The organism is Enterococcus sp. AZ095a, from assembly GCF_050546735.1.
In the GTDB taxonomy this organism is placed as follows: domain Bacteria; phylum Bacillota; class Bacilli; order Lactobacillales; family Enterococcaceae; genus Enterococcus_D; species Enterococcus_D entomosocium.
Window position 1 is genome coordinate 2796589 of sequence record NZ_CP172953.1, and the last position, 18110, is coordinate 2814698.

The 18110-nt window shown below is 42.0% G+C and carries 16 protein-coding genes; 5 read left to right on the forward strand and 11 right to left on the reverse strand.

Going from position 1 to position 18110, the window contains the following annotated elements; translation table 11 throughout:
- Positions 1–113 precede the first annotated feature (113 nt).
- Positions 114–1424, reverse strand: coding sequence for an ABC transporter substrate-binding protein (locus tag IGJ26_RS12825; RefSeq protein ID WP_016612696.1), 1311 nt, complete (start codon positions 1422–1424; stop codon positions 114–116).
- A gap of 264 nt (positions 1425–1688) precedes the next feature.
- On the opposite strand from IGJ26_RS12825, the gene IGJ26_RS12830 reads away from it, so the two are divergent.
- From IGJ26_RS12830 to IGJ26_RS12840, 3 genes are read left to right on the forward strand one after another with little or no spacing between them, the layout of a single operon-like run.
- The gene (locus IGJ26_RS12830; protein WP_010749870.1) at positions 1689–2345 is read left to right on the forward strand and encodes a DUF624 domain-containing protein; all 657 of its coding nucleotides are present in this window, start codon (positions 1689–1691) and stop codon (positions 2343–2345) included.
- Positions 2314–4083 carry a sensor histidine kinase gene (locus IGJ26_RS12835; RefSeq protein WP_008380747.1) on the forward strand — a complete coding sequence of 590 codons (1770 nt, stop codon included), beginning with the start codon at positions 2314–2316 and terminating at the stop codon, positions 4081–4083. Before IGJ26_RS12830 ends, IGJ26_RS12835 begins: the two co-directional genes overlap by 32 nt.
- On the forward strand, positions 4080–5531 hold the full coding sequence (locus IGJ26_RS12840) for a response regulator (RefSeq protein ID WP_005234181.1): 1452 nt from the start codon (positions 4080–4082) through the stop codon (positions 5529–5531). The genes IGJ26_RS12835 and IGJ26_RS12840 overlap by 4 nt, the downstream gene beginning before the upstream one ends.
- Before the next feature lie 155 nt (positions 5532–5686).
- Here IGJ26_RS12840 and rhaM read toward each other — a convergent pair whose 3' ends face one another.
- A complete protein-coding gene (rhaM, locus tag IGJ26_RS12845; RefSeq protein WP_061053170.1) occupies positions 5687–5998 on the reverse strand; it encodes an L-rhamnose mutarotase in 312 nt (103 codons plus the stop codon).
- Between the two features lie 39 nt (positions 5999–6037).
- Entirely contained in the window at positions 6038–7144 is a 1107-nt protein-coding gene (locus IGJ26_RS12850) for a glycoside hydrolase family 88/105 protein (protein ID WP_008380741.1), read from the reverse strand.
- Positions 7145–7276: 132 nt separating this feature from the next.
- On the opposite strand from IGJ26_RS12850, the gene IGJ26_RS12855 reads away from it, so the two are divergent.
- The gene (locus tag IGJ26_RS12855; protein ID WP_008380738.1) at positions 7277–8161 is read left to right on the forward strand and encodes an AraC family transcriptional regulator; all 885 of its coding nucleotides are present in this window, start codon (positions 7277–7279) and stop codon (positions 8159–8161) included.
- A gap of 122 nt (positions 8162–8283) precedes the next feature.
- Here IGJ26_RS12855 and IGJ26_RS12860 read toward each other — a convergent pair whose 3' ends face one another.
- From IGJ26_RS12860 to IGJ26_RS12870, 3 genes are all read right to left on the reverse strand, one after another.
- Positions 8284–9708 carry a 6-phospho-beta-glucosidase gene (locus tag IGJ26_RS12860; protein ID WP_194199246.1) on the reverse strand — a complete coding sequence of 475 codons (1425 nt, stop codon included), beginning with the start codon at positions 9706–9708 and terminating at the stop codon, positions 8284–8286.
- An 11-nt stretch (positions 9709–9719) separates the two neighbouring features.
- Entirely contained in the window at positions 9720–11576 is a 1857-nt protein-coding gene (locus tag IGJ26_RS12865; RefSeq protein ID WP_430599686.1) for a beta-glucoside-specific PTS transporter subunit IIABC, read from the reverse strand.
- A gap of 213 nt (positions 11577–11789) precedes the next feature.
- On the reverse strand, positions 11790–11945 hold the full coding sequence (locus IGJ26_RS12870; RefSeq protein WP_176273423.1) for a hypothetical protein: 156 nt from the start codon (positions 11943–11945) through the stop codon (positions 11790–11792).
- A 98-nt stretch (positions 11946–12043) separates the two neighbouring features.
- Here IGJ26_RS12870 and IGJ26_RS12875 point away from each other — a divergent pair, with 98 nt between their 5' ends.
- The gene (locus IGJ26_RS12875; RefSeq protein ID WP_086316505.1) at positions 12044–12865 is read left to right on the forward strand and encodes an MBL fold metallo-hydrolase; all 822 of its coding nucleotides are present in this window, start codon (positions 12044–12046) and stop codon (positions 12863–12865) included.
- 35 nt (positions 12866–12900) lie between these two features.
- Here the strand turns inward: IGJ26_RS12875 and IGJ26_RS12880 are convergent, their stop codons facing one another.
- The 5 genes from IGJ26_RS12880 to IGJ26_RS12900 all read right to left on the reverse strand — a co-directional run bounded on the left by IGJ26_RS12880 (position 12901) and on the right by IGJ26_RS12900 (position 18010).
- Positions 12901–13788 carry a MurR/RpiR family transcriptional regulator gene (locus IGJ26_RS12880; protein WP_228085039.1) on the reverse strand — a complete coding sequence of 296 codons (888 nt, stop codon included), beginning with the start codon at positions 13786–13788 and terminating at the stop codon, positions 12901–12903.
- A 125-nt stretch (positions 13789–13913) separates the two neighbouring features.
- Positions 13914–15092 carry an MFS transporter gene (locus IGJ26_RS12885; RefSeq protein WP_034872112.1) on the reverse strand — a complete coding sequence of 393 codons (1179 nt, stop codon included), beginning with the start codon at positions 15090–15092 and terminating at the stop codon, positions 13914–13916.
- A gap of 290 nt (positions 15093–15382) precedes the next feature.
- Positions 15383–17149, reverse strand: coding sequence for a 1-deoxy-D-xylulose-5-phosphate synthase (locus tag IGJ26_RS12890; RefSeq protein WP_086316507.1), 1767 nt, complete (start codon positions 17147–17149; stop codon positions 15383–15385).
- A gap of 407 nt (positions 17150–17556) precedes the next feature.
- On the reverse strand, positions 17557–17724 hold the full coding sequence (locus IGJ26_RS12895) for a hypothetical protein (protein ID WP_086316508.1): 168 nt from the start codon (positions 17722–17724) through the stop codon (positions 17557–17559).
- Positions 17717–18010, reverse strand: coding sequence for a zeta toxin family protein (locus tag IGJ26_RS12900; RefSeq protein WP_231472762.1), 294 nt, complete (start codon positions 18008–18010; stop codon positions 17717–17719). Before IGJ26_RS12900 ends, IGJ26_RS12895 begins: the two co-directional genes overlap by 8 nt.
- Between the last annotated feature and the right edge of the window lie 100 nt (positions 18011–18110).

An 18110-nucleotide genomic window follows, 5' to 3' on the forward strand; every position in this document is an offset into this window, starting at 1 on the left:
GAAAAAAAAGCACAGAAATGTGAAAAACTAGAGGACCTATATTTTTTTCCTCCAGTGCTTCTCCTAAAAAAACGCCTTTACTGAAAAAGTCAGTAAAGGCGCCACAGCTATGCTTATTGATAGTTTTCTGCAAAAATTTCTTCGCAGCGTTGCGTAAAGGCATCATAAGTTTCTTCTGGTGTCATCGTGCCATAAGTGATCTCTGCGTACAGCTCTTTAAAGTACGTGTTGATTTCAGCAAACCCAATTGGTGGGATTGGGGATGGATCACCGACGATGTCTGCAATATCATCTAAGAAATCAGAGGACTCTTGTTCTTCTGGTGTCATGTCGGCATAAAGCAATTCTTTGATGGCATCATTGGAAGGAATCCCCCGCTCAGTACCGATGATCTTATTGGCTTCTTCACTATTCACTAAAAAGTCAACAAACTTCGCAGCTGCTTCTTTTGATTCAGAAGCATTCGCGATCGAATAAAAGAACCCTGGTCGATACGCCATCGCCCCGTTTTCTGAGTCAAAAGGACGAGCCAAATTGATTTCGACATCTTCTGCGGCGGAGGCTTTATAGGTCAAGTATTGATTGGACCAAGTCATCATATAAGCTGCTTTTCCTTGTGAAAACGGATATTGATCCATACTGTTGGCATTGCTAGTCACTTCTGCGGTTGGCATTGCTTTGGCTTCCGTAAGATCTGCGATAGCCCCCATAAATTCAACCCAGTTTTCTTTGGTAAAACCGATCTCTGGTTTGCCGTCTGCATCGTATTGGTATAGATCTTCGCCTTTAGTACGTAAAAAGTATTGCAAAATCGTACTGTTGTCATTGTTATCGTTCCAACCGTAATCACCTGTTGCTTCAGCGATCGCTGCCGTACTTTCTACAAGGTCATCGAAGGTATAATTGCTAAAGTCAATCCCAGTGCCCCCTTGTTCTACCAATGATGGATTGTAGAGCATCGCCATAGTATTGACAGAAGTTGGTATGCCGAAAACGTTTCCATCTAACTCGCCTGTTGCTAAAATCGATTCTTTGATATCATCGGTTTGAATCTCATTGCCGATAAATTCCGACATATCTGCTAATTGATTTTTCGTTCCATATTGCGCAATGTACTGCACATCCATCTGGATCACATCAGGTAATTCTCCAGAAGCCGCTTTTGTCGCTAGTTTTTTCCAATGGTCATCCCAAGAACCATATTCATATTCAACTTTGATGTCAGGATTTTGTTTCTCAAATTCTTTGATCGATTCGATATACTTCTCGTGTCTGACTTCTGAGCCCCACCAGGTAAAGGAAATCGTCGTTTTCCCATCTGCATCAGCTTCTGAGCTTCCGCTACTATTGCCGTTATTGCCACAAGCTGCTAAGGTCGCACCAAGAAACAACAAGCTCGCTGCTTTTAAAAAAGTTTTCTTCATTCTTCTACACTCCTTTTTGTTTGCGCTTACAAGGTGATTGTAATGGAAATCCTCGTTAATAAAAATGAAAAAACAAGAGCAAATATGTGAAAAACTAGACTGTCGTTTTTGCTGAAGGCTAAGCCTTCACGGGCAATAGCTAGAAAAAAATAGAAAAACAGATGAAAAATGTAAAAAAACAGACATGCTCTATTTTTTCCAATATACTATGCTATACTAGCGTTGAAAAGGCTTACTTTTCAAAAAACAAGGTAGGTGGAAACAATGAAAAAAATACAAACCGGACTGTTTCGTCTTTTTACGGTAACAGCTTATTTTGCTAAATTAAACCTTTTATGGCTTTTCTTTACCCTTTTAGGGTTGGGGATTTTTGGCTTCGGTCCTGCCACCGCTGTCACGATCAAATGTTTACATGATTTTCGTAAAACTGGTCATGACTATTCAGCTGTTGCCTTCTGGCAAGCCTACAAGCAAGCCTTTCGCACCTTTTCCCTTTTTGGCATTGGACTATTAAGTACAGTACTCCTGTTGTTGTTTAACTTACGGATTACTCATTTTTTCCCGACTGAAATGGCTTGGCTGCGTCCTGTCTATTTACTTTTAACGATTCTCCTCCTTTACACTGCATTCATCAGCTTTATGACCTATGCCAAAGCCGAACAACACGCTTGGAAACAGACCTTGTACGTCAGTATCTTTCTAGTCTTTCGCTACCCACTGCAAGGCCTTGCCTTGTTGTTTACCTGGTATTTATTGTTTCTCTTATTGACTGCCAAAACCTCTTTGTTACTCGTCTTTGGACTGGTGATTTTCTTGTTCTTCGCTGAATTTTTTCATGGTCAGATGATTGAAAAAACCAAACAATTGCAAGCAAAGCGAGGCAGTGTCCATGAAGTCCCAGAAGCTGATCAATCACTTTAAAAAGCAGCCTTTTGAGCGACAGTTACATTTTGTCTTTTTTGCGACGGTGGCAATTATCGTCTCATTGGCTGTTCTCCTGACCTTAGTTTGGCGACAAGTCTACATGGCGCAGCTGAAAGAAGCCGCGTATAAAGATGTCTCGATCATTTCAACAAATATCGCCAAGCGTTTAACTGCCGTCGAAACCCTCTCTTTTCGCATTATCGATAGTGCACCGATCCAAAATGGCCTACAAAGGATCTTGGCACAAGATTCCTTGCAATCCTTAGAGGCGATCGACCAAAAGAATGCCTTAAGTGCAGAAATCAACGCCCTCGTACGCAATGAATCAACGATTCAAAACGTCTATCTCTTTACCCCAACGAACGAAAACATGATCAACTTTCTAGCCGAGACCGACCATATCTTTAATGGCCAAACCATCAAAGATATGATCGAGACTTTGCCCGATAAGCCTGCCAAAGGGAGTTGGTTTTTTGCAAAGGACCTTTCTCAAGGTGTCTACCTGCGAAAAATCTATTCAACAGCCGATCTTTCTTTAACCTATATTGGTACGGTGATATTTCTAGTGAATACGTCCTTCTTTCGTAACGAGATCGAAAGTCTTCCCATTGTCTCCGAACAAAACCAATTTTTCATGGCGTATCAGAACCAATTTTATAGTACCGCAAATGACGAGCAAACCCTCGCTGCGGATCAAAATACCTTGCAGCAAAAAATGGAAACCTTCCAGCGATCGATCGGCTCCATGACGTTTGATAATCGCCAGTACTACTACGCAATGGATCGGAAGACGATGCCGAATATGACCTTCATTTATTTACTGCCTGAAAATCAAGTCTTAGCTGATCTTTATAAACTACAAGGCCTTTCCATCGCTGTGAGTTTGCCTTTTTTATGTTTGATTATTGTTGTGATTCGGAAAATAAGCAATCAGCTGACCCGCCCTTTAGCTGACTTGGCTTCGCAAATGGCCGTTCTGCGGAAAACGAAAAAACTGGCCTCTTTAAAGACCCTCGCTGTCCCAGAAAATAGTCAAGAAGAGATCATGGTCCTTTATGAAAGCTACAATACGATGATCGATGAATTAAATGCCTTGATCAAGGACAATTATGAAATGCGTATATTGTCCCAAGAAATCGAATTTAAAGGATTGCAAGCGCAATTAGATCCACATTTTCTATACAATACGTTAGACTCGATCAACTGGATCGCCATTGAAAATCAGCAGTGGCAGATCTCAGAGATGGTCACCTCCCTTGCCTATTTGTTTCGAAAAAAAATCGATACCAAGTCTGACTTCACAACGCTACAAGATGAATTAGATATCGTGCACGCCTATATCAATATTCAAAACGTTCGCTTCGGGAAACGGATCGAGTATATCGAAGTAATTTTGGTGAATGACTTGTCCTTTAAAATTCCTAAGTTACTGATTCAACCATTGATTGAAAATGTCTTTAAATACGCCGTCAATGATATGAAGGAGACGTGTCGCCTCGTCCTTACGATTGAACAACAAGCAACCTTTCTCCAAGTCAGTGTCTCTGACAATGGCCCTGGTTTTAAAGCCAACTTCTCGATTGAAAAAGAAGGCGGCATCGGATTGACCAATATTCAAAAACGATTGCAACTGCATTATGGTGATCAAGCGTCCTTAGCCATCGTCTCCTCGATTCCCTTCAAAAAGACGACGGTGCGCTTTGTGATCCCCTTAAAAGGAGTGAGTGAAACATGAAAAATATCCTCGTTGTTGACGATGAACCCTTGATAGCAAATGGTGTGGCTAACCTCGTTGCTTCTTTTGATTTCCCATTAGTGGTCAAAGGAATTTACACAGACAGTGAAGAAGCCTTGGCATTTTGTCAGCAAAACACCATCGACATCGTGATTACCGACATCAATATGCCTAAAGTCAATGGACTTGCCTTGATCAAAAAATTAAAAGCCATCAATCCTGCGATTCAAATCATTATTTTGACAGGCTTTGGCAGCTTCTCCTTTGCCAAAGAAGCGATGGCTTTAGGGGTCAAATTTTTCCTTGAAAAACCTGTTTTTCCGAGCAAGCTTTCAGAAGCGTTGGCTGAGACGATCGAACGTTCTGAACGTCGTCAAATGGAATCTACCCTCTATTTAAAACAACAAATTGAACAATACATCAATAGCTGCGGAGAAGAACCGCTGCCTGAATCGTTCGTTTTTCCATTTTGTATGTACTTATTTGATTCGAAATTCTATCACGCCATCGCCAAGCGGATCGAAAGCTATGAGAACCATCACGAGTTGGTGATCGGTCATCAAAACAAAGTTGGCTATATCCTGAACTTCAGTACGGAAAATACCTTTAATCTCTTTTTTAAAACGAAGGTACAGGCTGCGCATCTAGGAAAAGGGATCGCCATCAATTGCTGGGTCGAAACCCCCGAAAAATTTTTACTCAGTTATCATTTAGGCAAGCGGAACTTGGATAAGGAGTTTTATTTTGATACCTTTGAAGTCATCCAAGAAGCCCAAATCTCACAAGAAAATGTCTATGAAAATAGTCTCTATATGGAATACCGTGAAAAACTTTTGGCATTGATCGACAAAGGCGAACTGACTTTAGCCCAAGTTCTTACGGAAAACTTTTTTTCTACCTGTCGCATGGAGCTTTACCCTGTCCAACTATTGCGGCTGCAGGTCAACGATTTGTTATCGGCAATTTTTGAAAACCATCGCATCAAAAAAGACATCTACTTTGATGACTATTCCCCAAAGATCATGCTCTTGAATAATTGGCACGAACTCCAGTTTATGCTGCTTCACTGTATCGATTTGATGCGGGGCAGCTTAGACGATAGCGAGAACATGCAGCTGTCCCAAAAAGTCAACCTGATCATCGAAGAATATTATGACCATGAAGCATTGTCATTGAAATGGATCGCCGCCCATCTTTTGTACTTAAATCCTGAATACTTAGGAAAAACCTATTACAAAGAAACCGGGATTCGCTTCAATCAAAAATTAGCCGAATACCGCATCCAAAAAGCACAAGAACTGCTGAAGAAAAACTACAAAGTCTACGAAGTGGCAGCGATGACGGGCTTTAGTAATGCCCCCGAATATTTTGTTCAAACGTTTAAAAAGATTACCGGTATGACACCAAAGAAATTTTTGAAGCAGCAAGAAAAAGCACTTCTCTCTTAACGTTTCTTCTATCCGAAATGACTGTGTTGCTATTTCAACAAAAGAGGTAGTCCGCTCACATTCGTGAGCGAACTACCTCTTTGACTAACCAGTAATTGATGTCAAACAATTGATGCGACCGTGTTCGTTTTAAGAAATAAACATTTTTGTCTAGCTTACAGCGTAAAGACTTCCTTTAACTCCTGTGTCACTGGCGAATCATCCGGATTTGTTTCCATAAGTTCTGCCATGTACTGCCACCATTTTTGGTTGATCTCGGTTGCCGCTAACTGCTGCCAGCGGGTTTCATCTTCAATCTCAAGGTAGCCAAACAACGCAAGGCTTTCTGGATCTAAGAAAATCTGGTAGCTTTTCGCCCCGTGTGCTATGAGCTGCTCTTTTAGTTCTGGCCATAGTTCGCGATGCCGTTTTTCATATTCTGCTTCATAACCAGGATGTAGCTTCATCCGAATCGCTTTTTTGATCATCTTTGTCTGCTCCTCTCTTTATTACGTAAGGTGTTTAACTTAACAAAATGAAACCAATAGTTCAGTAAATGCTAAAACTGTCAGTGATTGCCCGTAAGGCATTGCTGTAATCGCGATGTTTTTGTAGTACTCCAAGTCTTCTCCCATTCCAGTACCGATGGAAACATTTTGGACTTCTCCATCTTCTGCGACTTGTTCGATCAAACCGGCTAACGCTTTATAGGCAACATCTTCCCAAGCTTTGTCAATGTAACGCTTATGAACGGCTTTTAAAATCCCATAGGCAAAACCAGCCGTCGCAGAAGCCTCCACATACGAGCTAGGATCATCTAACAAGGTGTGCCACAAACCACTTTCATCTTGCATTTCTTGCAAGGCAGCTAGTTGGTCTAAGAGGGTATTGATCAAGAAGCCTCGTAACGCATCTCCTTCTTGCAAGTCGAGAATGTCAATGATCTCAGGAATCGCAATGGTGATCCAGCAGTTGCCTCTTGCCCAAAGCGCTTGCGCATAATTGTGGCGTTCTTCAAAGGTCCAGCCGTGGAACCAAAGACCAGTTTTTTTATCAACTAAGTATTTGATATGGATCATAAATTGTTGTTTTGCTTCTTCGATATAGGCCGGACGATTCAGCAACATGCCAATTTTCGCCAAAGGCAAAGCGGTCATCATCAAGGTATCGTCCCAAAGCTGGTTGCGATTTTCTGGTCCATAGGTCGCATGCTGCAGACCATTTTCATCGGTTCGCGGCATATCATGCATGACCCATTCCGCCCATTGTTCAAGGTACGGCAAGTAACGAGAATCTTTGGTGTCTTCATAAAGATACGCCATTGCCAAAAGCGGCGCCATCGTGTTGACATTTTTAGGCGGCGCGCCTTCTAACATCCGCTGCTCAAACCATTCTTCCACAACTTGGAGCGCTTTGGGATTTTTGGTGATTTGGTAGTTTTTATAAATGCCGTATAGTCCCACCCCTTGCGGCCAGTTCCAAATCCCCCAGCTTTTATCATCAACGATCAAGCCGTCAAAGTCTAATAGAAATTCGCCATTATCATCCTTGATCGTCGTTAAATTTTCGATCATGCGATCAATTTTTTCTTCTACAACACGTTTTTCCACAAATAACTGTTCTAAAATCACCATTGGGTTCATCCTCTCATTTCTCTTTGATAGATTGATCGTAACACGCTTACATTTACACAAAAATAGCAGTTATTGACACTTTACTATCTATTCTTGTATGATAAAAACAAACGAGTACGAAAGGAGCCAATCATGGAGAAGCAAAGTGCGGATACGATGATCAACGATCGTTTTGAGGCCTTTCATATCAAAGACATCGTAGAAGAAAACAATACCCTTTATCATTACCATAGTTTTTATGAGATTCACTGTACCTTAAAAGGATCAGCGGTCTTCTTTATCGATGGCGGAGAATTCCCTCTAGAACCTGGTACGATCATCTTGATTCCTCCAAACGTCTTGCATCGAATCGTTCATCAAACTTCTGATTTTTTCGAGCGAACCTACCTGTATATCAATCCTAGTTATCTCGCTGCCCTCTCCACTACCCAAACAGATCTCACTGCCTGTTTTCGTAGCAACGGCGGCATCAACAGTCGTATTTTATCGATCGATGCCGACCAACTAGACCAGCTATTGCGTCCTTTACGCAAAAAAACGGATAGCAATTATGGCACCGACTTACTTTATCAAAATCATTTGATTGCGTTTTTGATTTCCATCAATACGATTGCCTATCAGGAAAAAGAACCGCTATTTTTATCCGACTCACTCTATAAAAATAAAGACATTTTGGCTGCTATTACCTATATCAATCAGCATTTGACCGCTGATCTCTCCTTAGAGACCGTCGCCAAAGCCCTTTTCATGAGCCCATACTCGCTTTCAAGGACCTTCAAAAAAGAAACTGGCGTCGCCTTTCATGCCTATGTGGTAAAGAAACGACTCTTAAAGAGCAAAGAAATTTTACGTAAAACCAGAAGCGCCACCGCCACGTTCGAAGCTTGCGGCTTCAACTCCTATACCCATTTTTTACGCTGCTTTAAACAAGAATTTCAGCTGACACCAAAAGAATTTTTACAAGAAGAAGCCCAAAATCAGTTTGTCCGTTTTACGCATTTTGCAGGGAAAAAATAGCAAGCCGTTACAAAGCGCCAATCATTGGCTCGTGAAAAAAGAGTTGCTGCTTCCCTTTCCTGATGTTAGATGACACAATACAAAAAGAATGACACGAGGAAATGTGTCATTCTTTTTGTATGCTATAAAACTTCCCCATTTGAAGCGATCACTTTTTTATACCACTCAAAGGATTTTTTCTTGGTTCGTTTCAAGGTGCCGTTGCCTTGATCGTCTCGATCCACGTAGATAAAGCCGTAGCGTTTACTCATTTGACCGGTGCTGGCTGCTACAAGATCAATACAACCCCAAGTAGTATAACCAAGTAGTTCCACGCCATCGATCGTCACTGCATCTTTGAAGGCTTGAATATGTTTTTTTAAATAGTCGATCCGATAATCGTCTGCGACAAACCCATTCTCATCAGGGGTATCGATCGCCCCTAACCCATTTTCTACGTTAAACAACGGTTTTTGATAGCGATCATACAATTGATTCAATGAATTTCTCAGTCCTAACGGATCAATCTGCCACCCCCACTCAGTCGATGATAGATGTTCATTTTTAATTGATGGAAAGAGATTCCCTGTCGCTTGCGCATAGTCTTCTGGGTGGGCACTGACCGTTCGCGAACAGTAATAAGAAAAACTGACAAAATCAACAGGAGAAGCCTCTAAAATCGCCTCGTCCTCAGGTGTTATTTTGATTGTTAAGCCTTCTCGCTCAAATTTTTTCAAGGCATAATTGGGGTATTTGCCTCGGGCTTGCACATCGATAAAGAAATAGCCTTCGCGATCACGATCGATTGCTTCTTGATAATCTTCAGGTCGGCAAGTATAAGGATAATGACTGCCACCAGCCAGCATACAACCAACTTGATTGGTCGGATCGATTTCATGAGCCTTTTGGGTTGCTAAGGCACTGGCGACTAACTGATGATGCGCTGCTTGGTATTTGATTTCTTGACGATTGTCCCCTTCTTTAAAGACGATCCCGCCACCTACAAAGGGCTGATGCAGCAAAATATTGATTTCATTGATCGTCAGCCAATATTTGACCAACCCGCGATAGCGTTGGAAGACGGTTTCCGCATAAGTCACATAGAAATCAATGAGTCGGCGATTTTTCCAGCCACCAAATTCCTTGATCAAATGCAGCGGAACATCGAAGTGGGCAATCGTGACTAATGGCTCGATTTGATGTTTTCTCAATTCTTTGAAGATTTTCTCATAAAAAAGCAGTCCTTCTTCGTTGGGCGCTTCGTCATTGCCATTCGGAAAAATCCGTGACCAAGAAAGTGACATCCGATACACGTTAAACCCCATTTCGGCAAAAAGGGCAATATCTTCCATATAATGGTGGTACATATCAATGGCCGTTTGGGCTGGATAAAAAGAATCTTCCTGCCATTCCAACATTTCCAGTTCACCCGCAGCGACCTTTGCGCGATCAGGACCAGTTGGTAAGAGGTCGACATTTGATAAGCCACGTCCTCCTGCTAATACACCACCTTCTGCTTGATTGGCAGCCGTTGCACCGCCCCATAAAAAATCATCTGATAATCCCATGTTATTTCCTCCTAAACTTTGACTACAAATACTTCCTCTTCTTTAGCTACCAAACCTTCTTTCACACGTTCGACTGCGGTATATTGTGGTGTATTGGTAACGATGATCGGTACTTGTGTGACATATCCTGCAGCTTTTATCTGCGGTACATCAAACGTCAGCAATCGCTGCCCTTTTGTAACTTTTTGCTCTGCTTCTACTAAAGCATCAAAATACTGACCATTTAGTTCCACTGTGTCTAAACCGACATGGATCAACAATTCGATTCCGGTGTCTGAAACCAAGCCAATCGCGTGTTTGGTAGGAAAAACAGCAGCGACTTTTCCATCAAAAGGCGCAATGACTTCACCGATGGGTTCATCGACCGCAAATCCTTTTCCGAGTGCTTCAGAAGCAAATGCGTCATCTTTGACTTGATTCAACGGAATCACGATTCCCGGTACAGGATTGATCAAGCCGGTATCTTCTAGTACTACTGCTTTCATCTCCGGAACATCAATTGTCACTTTTGTTTCATATTTGAAACTTAAGACATAGGTAACGGCCCCACTCACCACAGCTGCAATCACCAATGCGATAATGATGTTCCAAAAATAGCGCATCGTATCATCACCGATATATAGTAAGACTGCTGGGAGACCAGACGAACCGGTCGCAAAGCGATGCGTATTGGTCAAGCCAGCATACAAACCACCAGAAGCCCCACCAATCATTGCCGCAACCAACGGATATTTTTTGGGCAAATTGATGCCATATAAAGCGGGTTCGGTAATCCCCATGTAGGCAGTGATTGCCCCTGATACCGCCAACTGCTTAGTTTTTTTCTCTTTCGTACGCAATGCGACAACTGCTACTGCGGTTGCTTGAGCAATGTTTGAGACCAATGCCCCTGGACCAAAAATACTGTCATACCCAAGTTCTGCCATTTGCATCACCCCTAAAGGAGCAATCCCATTGTGCAATCCAAACATCACCATGATTGGCAAAAAGCCCCCAATCAAAACCGCTGGAACCCAGCTAGCATGGACACTTAAGAAGGTAAAGAATGTTGCCAAATAACCACCCAAGATACTACCGATCGGTCCAAATAGCGAGAAGGCTAATGTACCCATTATCAAGAATGTTAGCATCGGAACAAAAACCAGCTCCACTGATTTTGGAATCACTTTGTTCAAAAACTTTTCGACATACGATTGGAAAAAAATCACGATCAGGATCGGAATGACTGATCCCGTATAATTTGCTAATGTAAAAGGAATAACCCCAAAAAAGTGAACGGGTTCGCCTGCTGTGACCAAGGCACCCCAATTAGGATGCATCATCATAGCAGCCACTGAAGCCGCTAAAATCGGATTGCATCGCAATTTTTGTGCCACAGTGAAGGCCAGGATCATTGGTAAGAAGAAGAAAACACCATCTGCAAAAAGATTCAGCATGTAATAGGTTTGCGAATCAGCCGTGATCACATCAAAAACGATCAATAAAGCCAAAACTGCCTTAACCATTCCGGCACCGGACAGTGCGGGAATAATTGGTTGAAACGTTCCTGCCACAAAATCGATCACTGCAGCTGCTGGTCCTTTTTTCTCCCCAGGTTCCGACGCCCCTGATGATTGAAGCGAAACCAATTTTGTGACTTCTTCATAGACATCTTTGACATGTGTTCCGATCACGACTTGATGTACCCCTGCGTTATTGATGTATTTGGCAACCCCATCGAGCGCCTCTAGTTCTCCTTGATCTATACGCTTTTCTTCATTGACTTTAAAGCGCAATCGGGTTTGACAGTGATAGGCATCCGTGATATTTTCTTGTCCCCCCAGATACTGGACGATTTTTTTTGCTAATGATTGATAATTTTCACTCATACATTCCACCCCTAAATAAATTTCAAAGAAAATCTATGTTGTATGTGCTTACCGGTATAACATACTGTTCTTTCTGCCAGCAATGTACCATTTATAGAGAGCGTTTCCAATATATTTTCCTAAAGACGAAATGGATTTCATCTTTTCATTAAAAACCGCTCTTTTTTCGAAATCCATTCCATTAAAAGACCAAACATCGCCTTGACGAAGCCACTAGAAACAATGATATAATTTACTAGATGATTGTGTTACTTTTGATTTATCGCGATCATAATAGGCTTTTTCAACGTAATGGCCCCACCAACCGAAAAAGAGCGCCCCGATGATCCCGCAACAACGGATCAAACCACTGCTTCTTCCCCCAACCATTGAAGCAATCCTTACTGAATCAACGATTTGGTCTAGCCTGTTATGAACGGCTATTCTAGGTTGGATTTATAAAAAAAAGGCGAAGGGAACGAAGAAACATGACAAACGCGAAACAAGCAATACCCCCAAAAACGATTCTCTTTCATGAAGAAGCTTTTCAAAAAACAGATCAAACGATCATTCGCTGGTTAGGAAACTCCGGTATTCTTCTAAACAGCCGTGGTACATGTATCATGGTCGATCCGGTCTTAGAAGGATTTGACCTGCCGTTACTGATCGATCTGCCAATCAAACCGGCGGCAGTCCCTCACTTAGATGCGGTATTGATCACCCATTCAGATAATGATCACTACGGCATTCCGACGATTGAAAAATTAGTCCCGGTTACCGATAGCTTCCATGGACCCAAATATGTTGCCGAACTTATGCAAGAGCACTTTCAAGTTGCTGCCCAAGGTCACGAAATCTATGATTCATTCACCGTTAAAAATTTGGAGATTTCTTTAACAAAGGCGTATCACCTTTGGCAAAATGAGACGACAAAATTTGACCGTGTCTTCCAAATTGAGGACTATTGCGGCTTTTGGATCGATACTCCGGATGGTTCCTTGTGGATTCCTGGCGATTCTCGTCTTTTACCAGAACAATTAGAGATGCCTCAACCAGATGCGATCTTGTTTGACTTTAACGACAACGCTTGGCATATCGGCTTTGAGAACGCCGTGAAACTGGCAAATACCTATCCTCATGCTGAATTGATCCTCTCCCATTGGGGAACAGTGGATGCTCCGCATATCGATGCTTTTAATGGGGACCCTGAAGCTTTGTACGATCGGATCGTCAATCCGAAACGGATTCGTCTAGTTGCTGCCGGTGAGCCGATCGAATTGAAATCAACCACTTCCAACAATTTAGAATAGGGAAAAAGGACCACACCGTTTTTGGTGTGGTCCTTTTATTCTTCTGCCATCTCTTTAAACGTCGTTTTGCGGCTCGTTTCTAAATAACGAGCGTTGCTGATTTTCATTTGGATATTCTCCTGATAATCGAGGGAAAAAATCTGAGCAAACAAAACCGTCAAAAGGAATTGAATCGATTCTTCTGTGGAAAAATTTCCGATTTTAGAATATAGTTTTTCTCGGCTAGCAATCGTCAAGACGATCGTCGAATAGTCCCGCAAATAGTTGTCCCCACCACTCGTAAGACTGATAATTGGCACACCATTTTTCAGCAATGTTTTCACATTTTTCATAGGATAGGTCTCTGAATTATTTCCAGAATAAGAGATAAGAATGGCACAATCCTTCGGGGTCAGCGTTTGGGAAATCAAGCCCGCTTCGTCCGTATCCGCAACAAAGGCTTTTTTATGAATCGTGTTTAAGTTGCGTTTAAACAGCTGCCCGAAATACGAATTTGGACTACGCCCATAGATGACAACGTTTTGAGCGCCATTGATGAGTCGAGCGGCTTGATTCAGGTCTTTTACCGTCATAAGTGCCGCTGTTTCTTTAATCGTCTGCATGCGTAAGTTCGCCAAGTTTTCAATGATTTCTAATGTGTCTGCCGCCTCACCAAAAGGGATATTCACATCGATCGTTGCTGAGCCATCATCAAAGTGTGCCAGTTCATGCACGAAGGCATACACAAATTCTTTCCAACCGGAAAAGCCAAAATATTTTGCAAAACGGACTAACGTCGGCTTTGAGGTATGGGTCAGTTTTGCGATTTCTTCCATAGTATACTCACTGACTTTTTCCCGATTGCCTAGTAAAAAATCACCGATCGTCCTTCTTGCATCATTTTGTTTAAACGCTGCTTCTTCAATTTTTTGAAAAAGATACATCTGGTTCTCCCTTCTGATTGCTGCTGTTAGTTTTACACGTCCCATTCATTCACGTTTCTTTCTATCTAAAAGCACTGAAAGTGATGAATTGAAGACAGAAAAGCGTGGAGCACGCCAGCGTATGCCTACCCTCGTTCAAAATACAAAAAGAATTTATTTCCCAAAAGGGCGATCATACCAATCAGGCATAGCATGCCCCCTGATAAGATCATCTGCATCCCTGCTGTTTCATTGCCGCTGACTAGTATCAGCAAGCGTGATGCATAGGGTGCGAGCGTGACCCCTAAATTGTAAGCAACGATCGAGACGATCGTGCCAAACTTAGCTTCTGCTTCACCACCAGTCGTCAGCAAGTGGGTGAAAAAAGGCATGATGCTGCGAAAGGCAAAGCCTAATAATAAAGAACAACCCAAGAGTAGCCCCACTGTCTGCAATGGATAAGTCAAATAGATGCTGCTTCCTGCAAGCAATGCCGCAATGGGCAGCAACCAGCGATGTAGGCGACTGTATATCAAGCCAAAGGCATTGCCGGCGATGAATGCTCCCGTCGCAATGGCGGCAATCATGTTACTGCCTTCAGTGGCGTCCCCGATTCCTTTTTCCAATAACAATGGTGTGATCTGTAAATTGTAATTAATAAATAAGACAACGATTAGAAACAAGAGCACACCCAGAACGAATGATCGCTGTTTCCGTTCTTTTGAAACCGTGACGTTCGCCAATAACGTCTCATTAGTCACAGCCTGTGTTTCGTTTGGAATAAACAGCTGGACAAAGAAGAGACTGATCAGGGCAAAGCCATAAACCAAGAAGGACATTTCCCAACTGATTTTCACTAGCTGCCCAACCAGCAAAGTCATAAAGATACCACCTAAACCACCAACGGCACTTTCTAATCCAAGAGCTTTGGCTTTCTTTTGCGGCTCATTTTGAAACAGCAAACTAATCATTTGAATCGCCAAACGATTGAATAAGCCGATCCCGAAGCCAAGAATCCCTCGAGAAAGAAACAAGACGGGAAAGCTCCCCTGATACCATGCCGGCAGCGTGCCAAAAACCGCCACAATGACCAAGCCGGTGACCATCGTGTATTTTTTGCCGATCCTTTTTTCGATCATGCTGGTAGTAAAAATCCCCAGTAAAAGAAACAATGATGGAATCGTGGTCAGTAACCCAATGTAGACCGCATCAACTTCTGGAAAGCTTGCCGCAATCGCTGGGACATTGGCAGAAATCGCCGGTGCCGAATAGACAACCATTGCCACCGACAGCAGTGCCAACAACTTCATAGAAAAAAATTTCATAAATACCCCTTTCCTTAAAAACACCTTTTCTTCCTTGTCTCTGAACCCAATAGTCCAAGATGACAAAGTGATCCTTTCACTACCTTATTATTCGCTAGATTGTCCTCGTTGACCAATGCTTAACGCGCTTGGGCTTTATGCTTGAAAAGCATTGGTCTTCTGTATTTTGCTAGGTTTCTATGGCGATTGCTGGAACTCATTTATGTTTGTCTAAAAAAAAGAAACCTTGCAGTATGTTTTCTGCAAGGTTTCCTTCTTTTCATAAATCGACTGTAACTACTCAGAATGCTTTAGTGAATTGATTGCTGTAACTGTTCCATAACGTCTTTCGTAATTGTCTCAACGGTGATACCAAGTTCAGATAAAACGTCCGCTGCCCGGTAATTATCATAAAATTTCTTTTCTAAGCCATAGTTTTTGACGACAATCTCACGATCACCTAGGTAGCTGGCAATCATTTGTCCATAGCCACCCTCTCGTATGCCATCTTCCAACGTGACAACGAGTTTGTGCGATCGTGCCACAGCATCCAACAACTCTTTGTCGACCCCTGAAATAAACTTAGGATTGATCACCGTTGGCGTAATTCCATGTTGCATTTTCAATTGTTCTGCGATCTCTTCCGCTAGCGCATAAAAGTTCCCAACACCGACGATGGCTACCTGCGTGCCAGCTTGAGTCACTTCATTTTTTTGATCGCTGTAGTCAGTAGAGGCTGCTCGTACCGTTTCGTTGACAGGTCCAACCGGTACCCGGATCGCAACTGGAGCGTTAGTTTGTTCCAACGACCAATCCAACATTGCTAGATATTCTTCTTTAGAGGTTGGCGCAAGATAAACAAGGTTGGGAATATGTGCCAAAAATGGAATATCAAAAATTCCCAGATGGCTCTCGTCATTCATTCCATGAATCGATGCACCGTATACCAGAATCGTTCCCGGCAGATGATTTAAGGCCAAATCATGGGAAATTTGATCAAAACTACGTTGCATAAAGGTAGAAAAAACGGCCCAGACAGGTTTCGCTCCATTTTTTGCTAACCCAGCAACCATCGATACCGCATGTTCTTCTGCAATACCCACATCTACAAATTGTTTACCTGCTTTTTCTCGTTGTTCTGGAGAAAAAAGCAGCATCGGTGTACCAGCATTTACTGCCACGACTGTAGGATCTGTCGCCATTTTTTCTAATAAATAATCCGTCGTTAAGCTATTGTACGTTACTTGATTGCCGCCAGTAGAAATATATTCGCCGGTTTCTAAATGAAAGGGACCGCCTGCATGAAACTTTTCACGATTTTCTTCCGCAAACTTGAAGCCTTTGCCTTTGATCGTATGAATGTGTAATAAAACAGGATGATCAATGTCTTTCACTTTTTCAAATAAAGCGATCAAGGCAGCGAGATCATTTCCTTCATCCAAATAGTGGTACTCAAAACCAATCGCTTTGAACAGATTGTCTGCTGCTTGCCCCTTGGTTTCCCGCAATGCCCGCAAATTCTGGTACATCCCCCCATGGTTTTCTGCAATCGATTGGTCATTGTCGTTGAGAATCACGATGGTATTGGTGCCTAATTCCACGATATTGTTCAAGCCTTCAAACGCTAAACCGCCTGATAGAGAACCATCACCAATCACGGCAACGACGTTATACGTTTCATTTTTTAGGTCACGGGCTTTCGCCACACCATTTGCCAACGAAACTGAGGTGGAGGTATGACCGACCGTAAAGAGATCGTGCTCGCTTTCTTTCGGATTCGTGTAACCAGAAACCGCATCAAACTTCGCAGCATCGAGAAAGGCATGGGCGCGTCCTGTCAGCATTTTATGGATATAAGTCTGATGAGACACATCAAAAATCAGCTTATCTGTGGGAGAATCAAAGACTTTATGCAACGCGATCGTCATCTCAACCATCCCCAGATTGGGGCCATTATGCCCCCCATGGTGACTGATTTTTTCCAATAAAGCAGTTCGTGCTTCTACTACCAGTTCTTGAAGTTGCCCACTGGTCAATTCTTTTAACTCTTTAGGGCTTTTGATTTTTTCTAATAACATGTACGTACCTCCTGTAGAAATGTTTGAATGATTCGTGTGTTTACTCACAAGGAAAAAGACACGAAGTCGAAATGAGTGGATCGCTCTCTGGAATAAAAAAATGCGGCAATCGGAGCTAGACGCTCTTTTTAGAATTCCTATCAAACCGAGAAATAGCAAGTTATCCTAAAGGGAAATCGTGATTTTTTGAGTTTCAACAATCGCTGCTCATTTCTTCTATCTAAAAAGATACCACCTAGAGTTAACTTTAGGTCAAGCACTTTTTGTGAATTTATTCTATTTTGATCCTAACGTTATGGCACGCCGCCATAATGATACAAAAAAAGATAAGAAGCGCTTGCTTCTTATCTCGGGTTTTACTTGTTCAATGGTCATTCTTAAGAAACCTAAATTTTTTCATTGACCACTTATTCTTCTTTCTCTAAGCCAACAAGCACTCGCTGTTTACGGTTCGATTCTTCTGCAACAAAGTTTAAAACTGTTTTCAATTCGCTAGGCGTTGCCTTTTTCTGTAAGATCGAGAAGTTTCGATGATATTGTATCATGATTGTTTCTACTTTTTCTTTCTCAGTCATTGAGCTTCTCCTCCAATTCTTCCTTTGTGTATGTTAATGGCAAAGCGAACGATACATTGTCAACTGCCATCAACGTATGAGAATGGCGATTCTGAAAATCTTTTATAAAAATATTAACGGTCACATTTTCTTTATACAATTCCTTCATTTTAATCAAGTTATATCTTGATTGAAAAAAAGCATTTATAAAATGTTCTTTAGGAACAAAGCGTCCTTCTATTTTTTCACGTTGCTTCGTATAATTCCAAGCAATAAAAGGATCTTGATAGATATAATAGATAAGCACATCATAATTCTTTTTTAAGCATCGCGCAATATTTTGATCAGCTTTTTTAGTGGGTGAAACAAGAATCATTTATTGCGAGAAGTAAGATGGCAAAAATTTC

What these genes read in the sequence shown, in the direction of transcription:
- IGJ26_RS12890 (WP_086316507.1), bottom strand. Translation starts at nt 17,149, where the DNA reads ATGTTATTAGAAAAAATCAAAAGCCCTAAAGAGTTAAAAGAATTGACC.
- IGJ26_RS12825 (WP_016612696.1), bottom strand. Translation starts at nt 1,424, where the DNA reads ATGAAGAAAACTTTTTTAAAAGCAGCGAGCTTGTTGTTTCTTGGTGCG.
- IGJ26_RS12875 (WP_086316505.1), top strand. Translation starts at nt 12,044, where the DNA reads ATGACAAACGCGAAACAAGCAATACCCCCAAAAACGATTCTCTTTCAT.
- IGJ26_RS12885 (WP_034872112.1), bottom strand. Translation starts at nt 15,092, where the DNA reads ATGAAATTTTTTTCTATGAAGTTGTTGGCACTGCTGTCGGTGGCAATG.
- IGJ26_RS12855 (WP_008380738.1), top strand. Translation starts at nt 7,277, where the DNA reads ATGGAGAAGCAAAGTGCGGATACGATGATCAACGATCGTTTTGAGGCC.
- IGJ26_RS12865 (WP_430599686.1), bottom strand. Translation starts at nt 11,576, where the DNA reads ATGAGTGAAAATTATCAATCATTAGCAAAAAAAATCGTCCAGTATCTG.
- rhaM (WP_061053170.1), bottom strand. Translation starts at nt 5,998, where the DNA reads ATGATCAAAAAAGCGATTCGGATGAAGCTACATCCTGGTTATGAAGCA.
- IGJ26_RS12880 (WP_228085039.1), bottom strand. Translation starts at nt 13,788, where the DNA reads ATGTATCTTTTTCAAAAAATTGAAGAAGCAGCGTTTAAACAAAATGAT.
- IGJ26_RS12860 (WP_194199246.1), bottom strand. Translation starts at nt 9,708, where the DNA reads ATGGGATTATCAGATGATTTTTTATGGGGCGGTGCAACGGCTGCCAAT.
- IGJ26_RS12835 (WP_008380747.1), top strand. Translation starts at nt 2,314, where the DNA reads ATGAAGTCCCAGAAGCTGATCAATCACTTTAAAAAGCAGCCTTTTGAG.
- IGJ26_RS12850 (WP_008380741.1), bottom strand. Translation starts at nt 7,144, where the DNA reads ATGGTGATTTTAGAACAGTTATTTGTGGAAAAACGTGTTGTAGAAGAA.
- IGJ26_RS12870 (WP_176273423.1), bottom strand. Translation starts at nt 11,945, where the DNA reads ATGGTTGGGGGAAGAAGCAGTGGTTTGATCCGTTGTTGCGGGATCATC.
- IGJ26_RS12895 (WP_086316508.1), bottom strand. Translation starts at nt 17,724, where the DNA reads ATGACTGAGAAAGAAAAAGTAGAAACAATCATGATACAATATCATCGA.
- IGJ26_RS12830 (WP_010749870.1), top strand. Translation starts at nt 1,689, where the DNA reads ATGAAAAAAATACAAACCGGACTGTTTCGTCTTTTTACGGTAACAGCT.
- IGJ26_RS12840 (WP_005234181.1), top strand. Translation starts at nt 4,080, where the DNA reads ATGAAAAATATCCTCGTTGTTGACGATGAACCCTTGATAGCAAATGGT.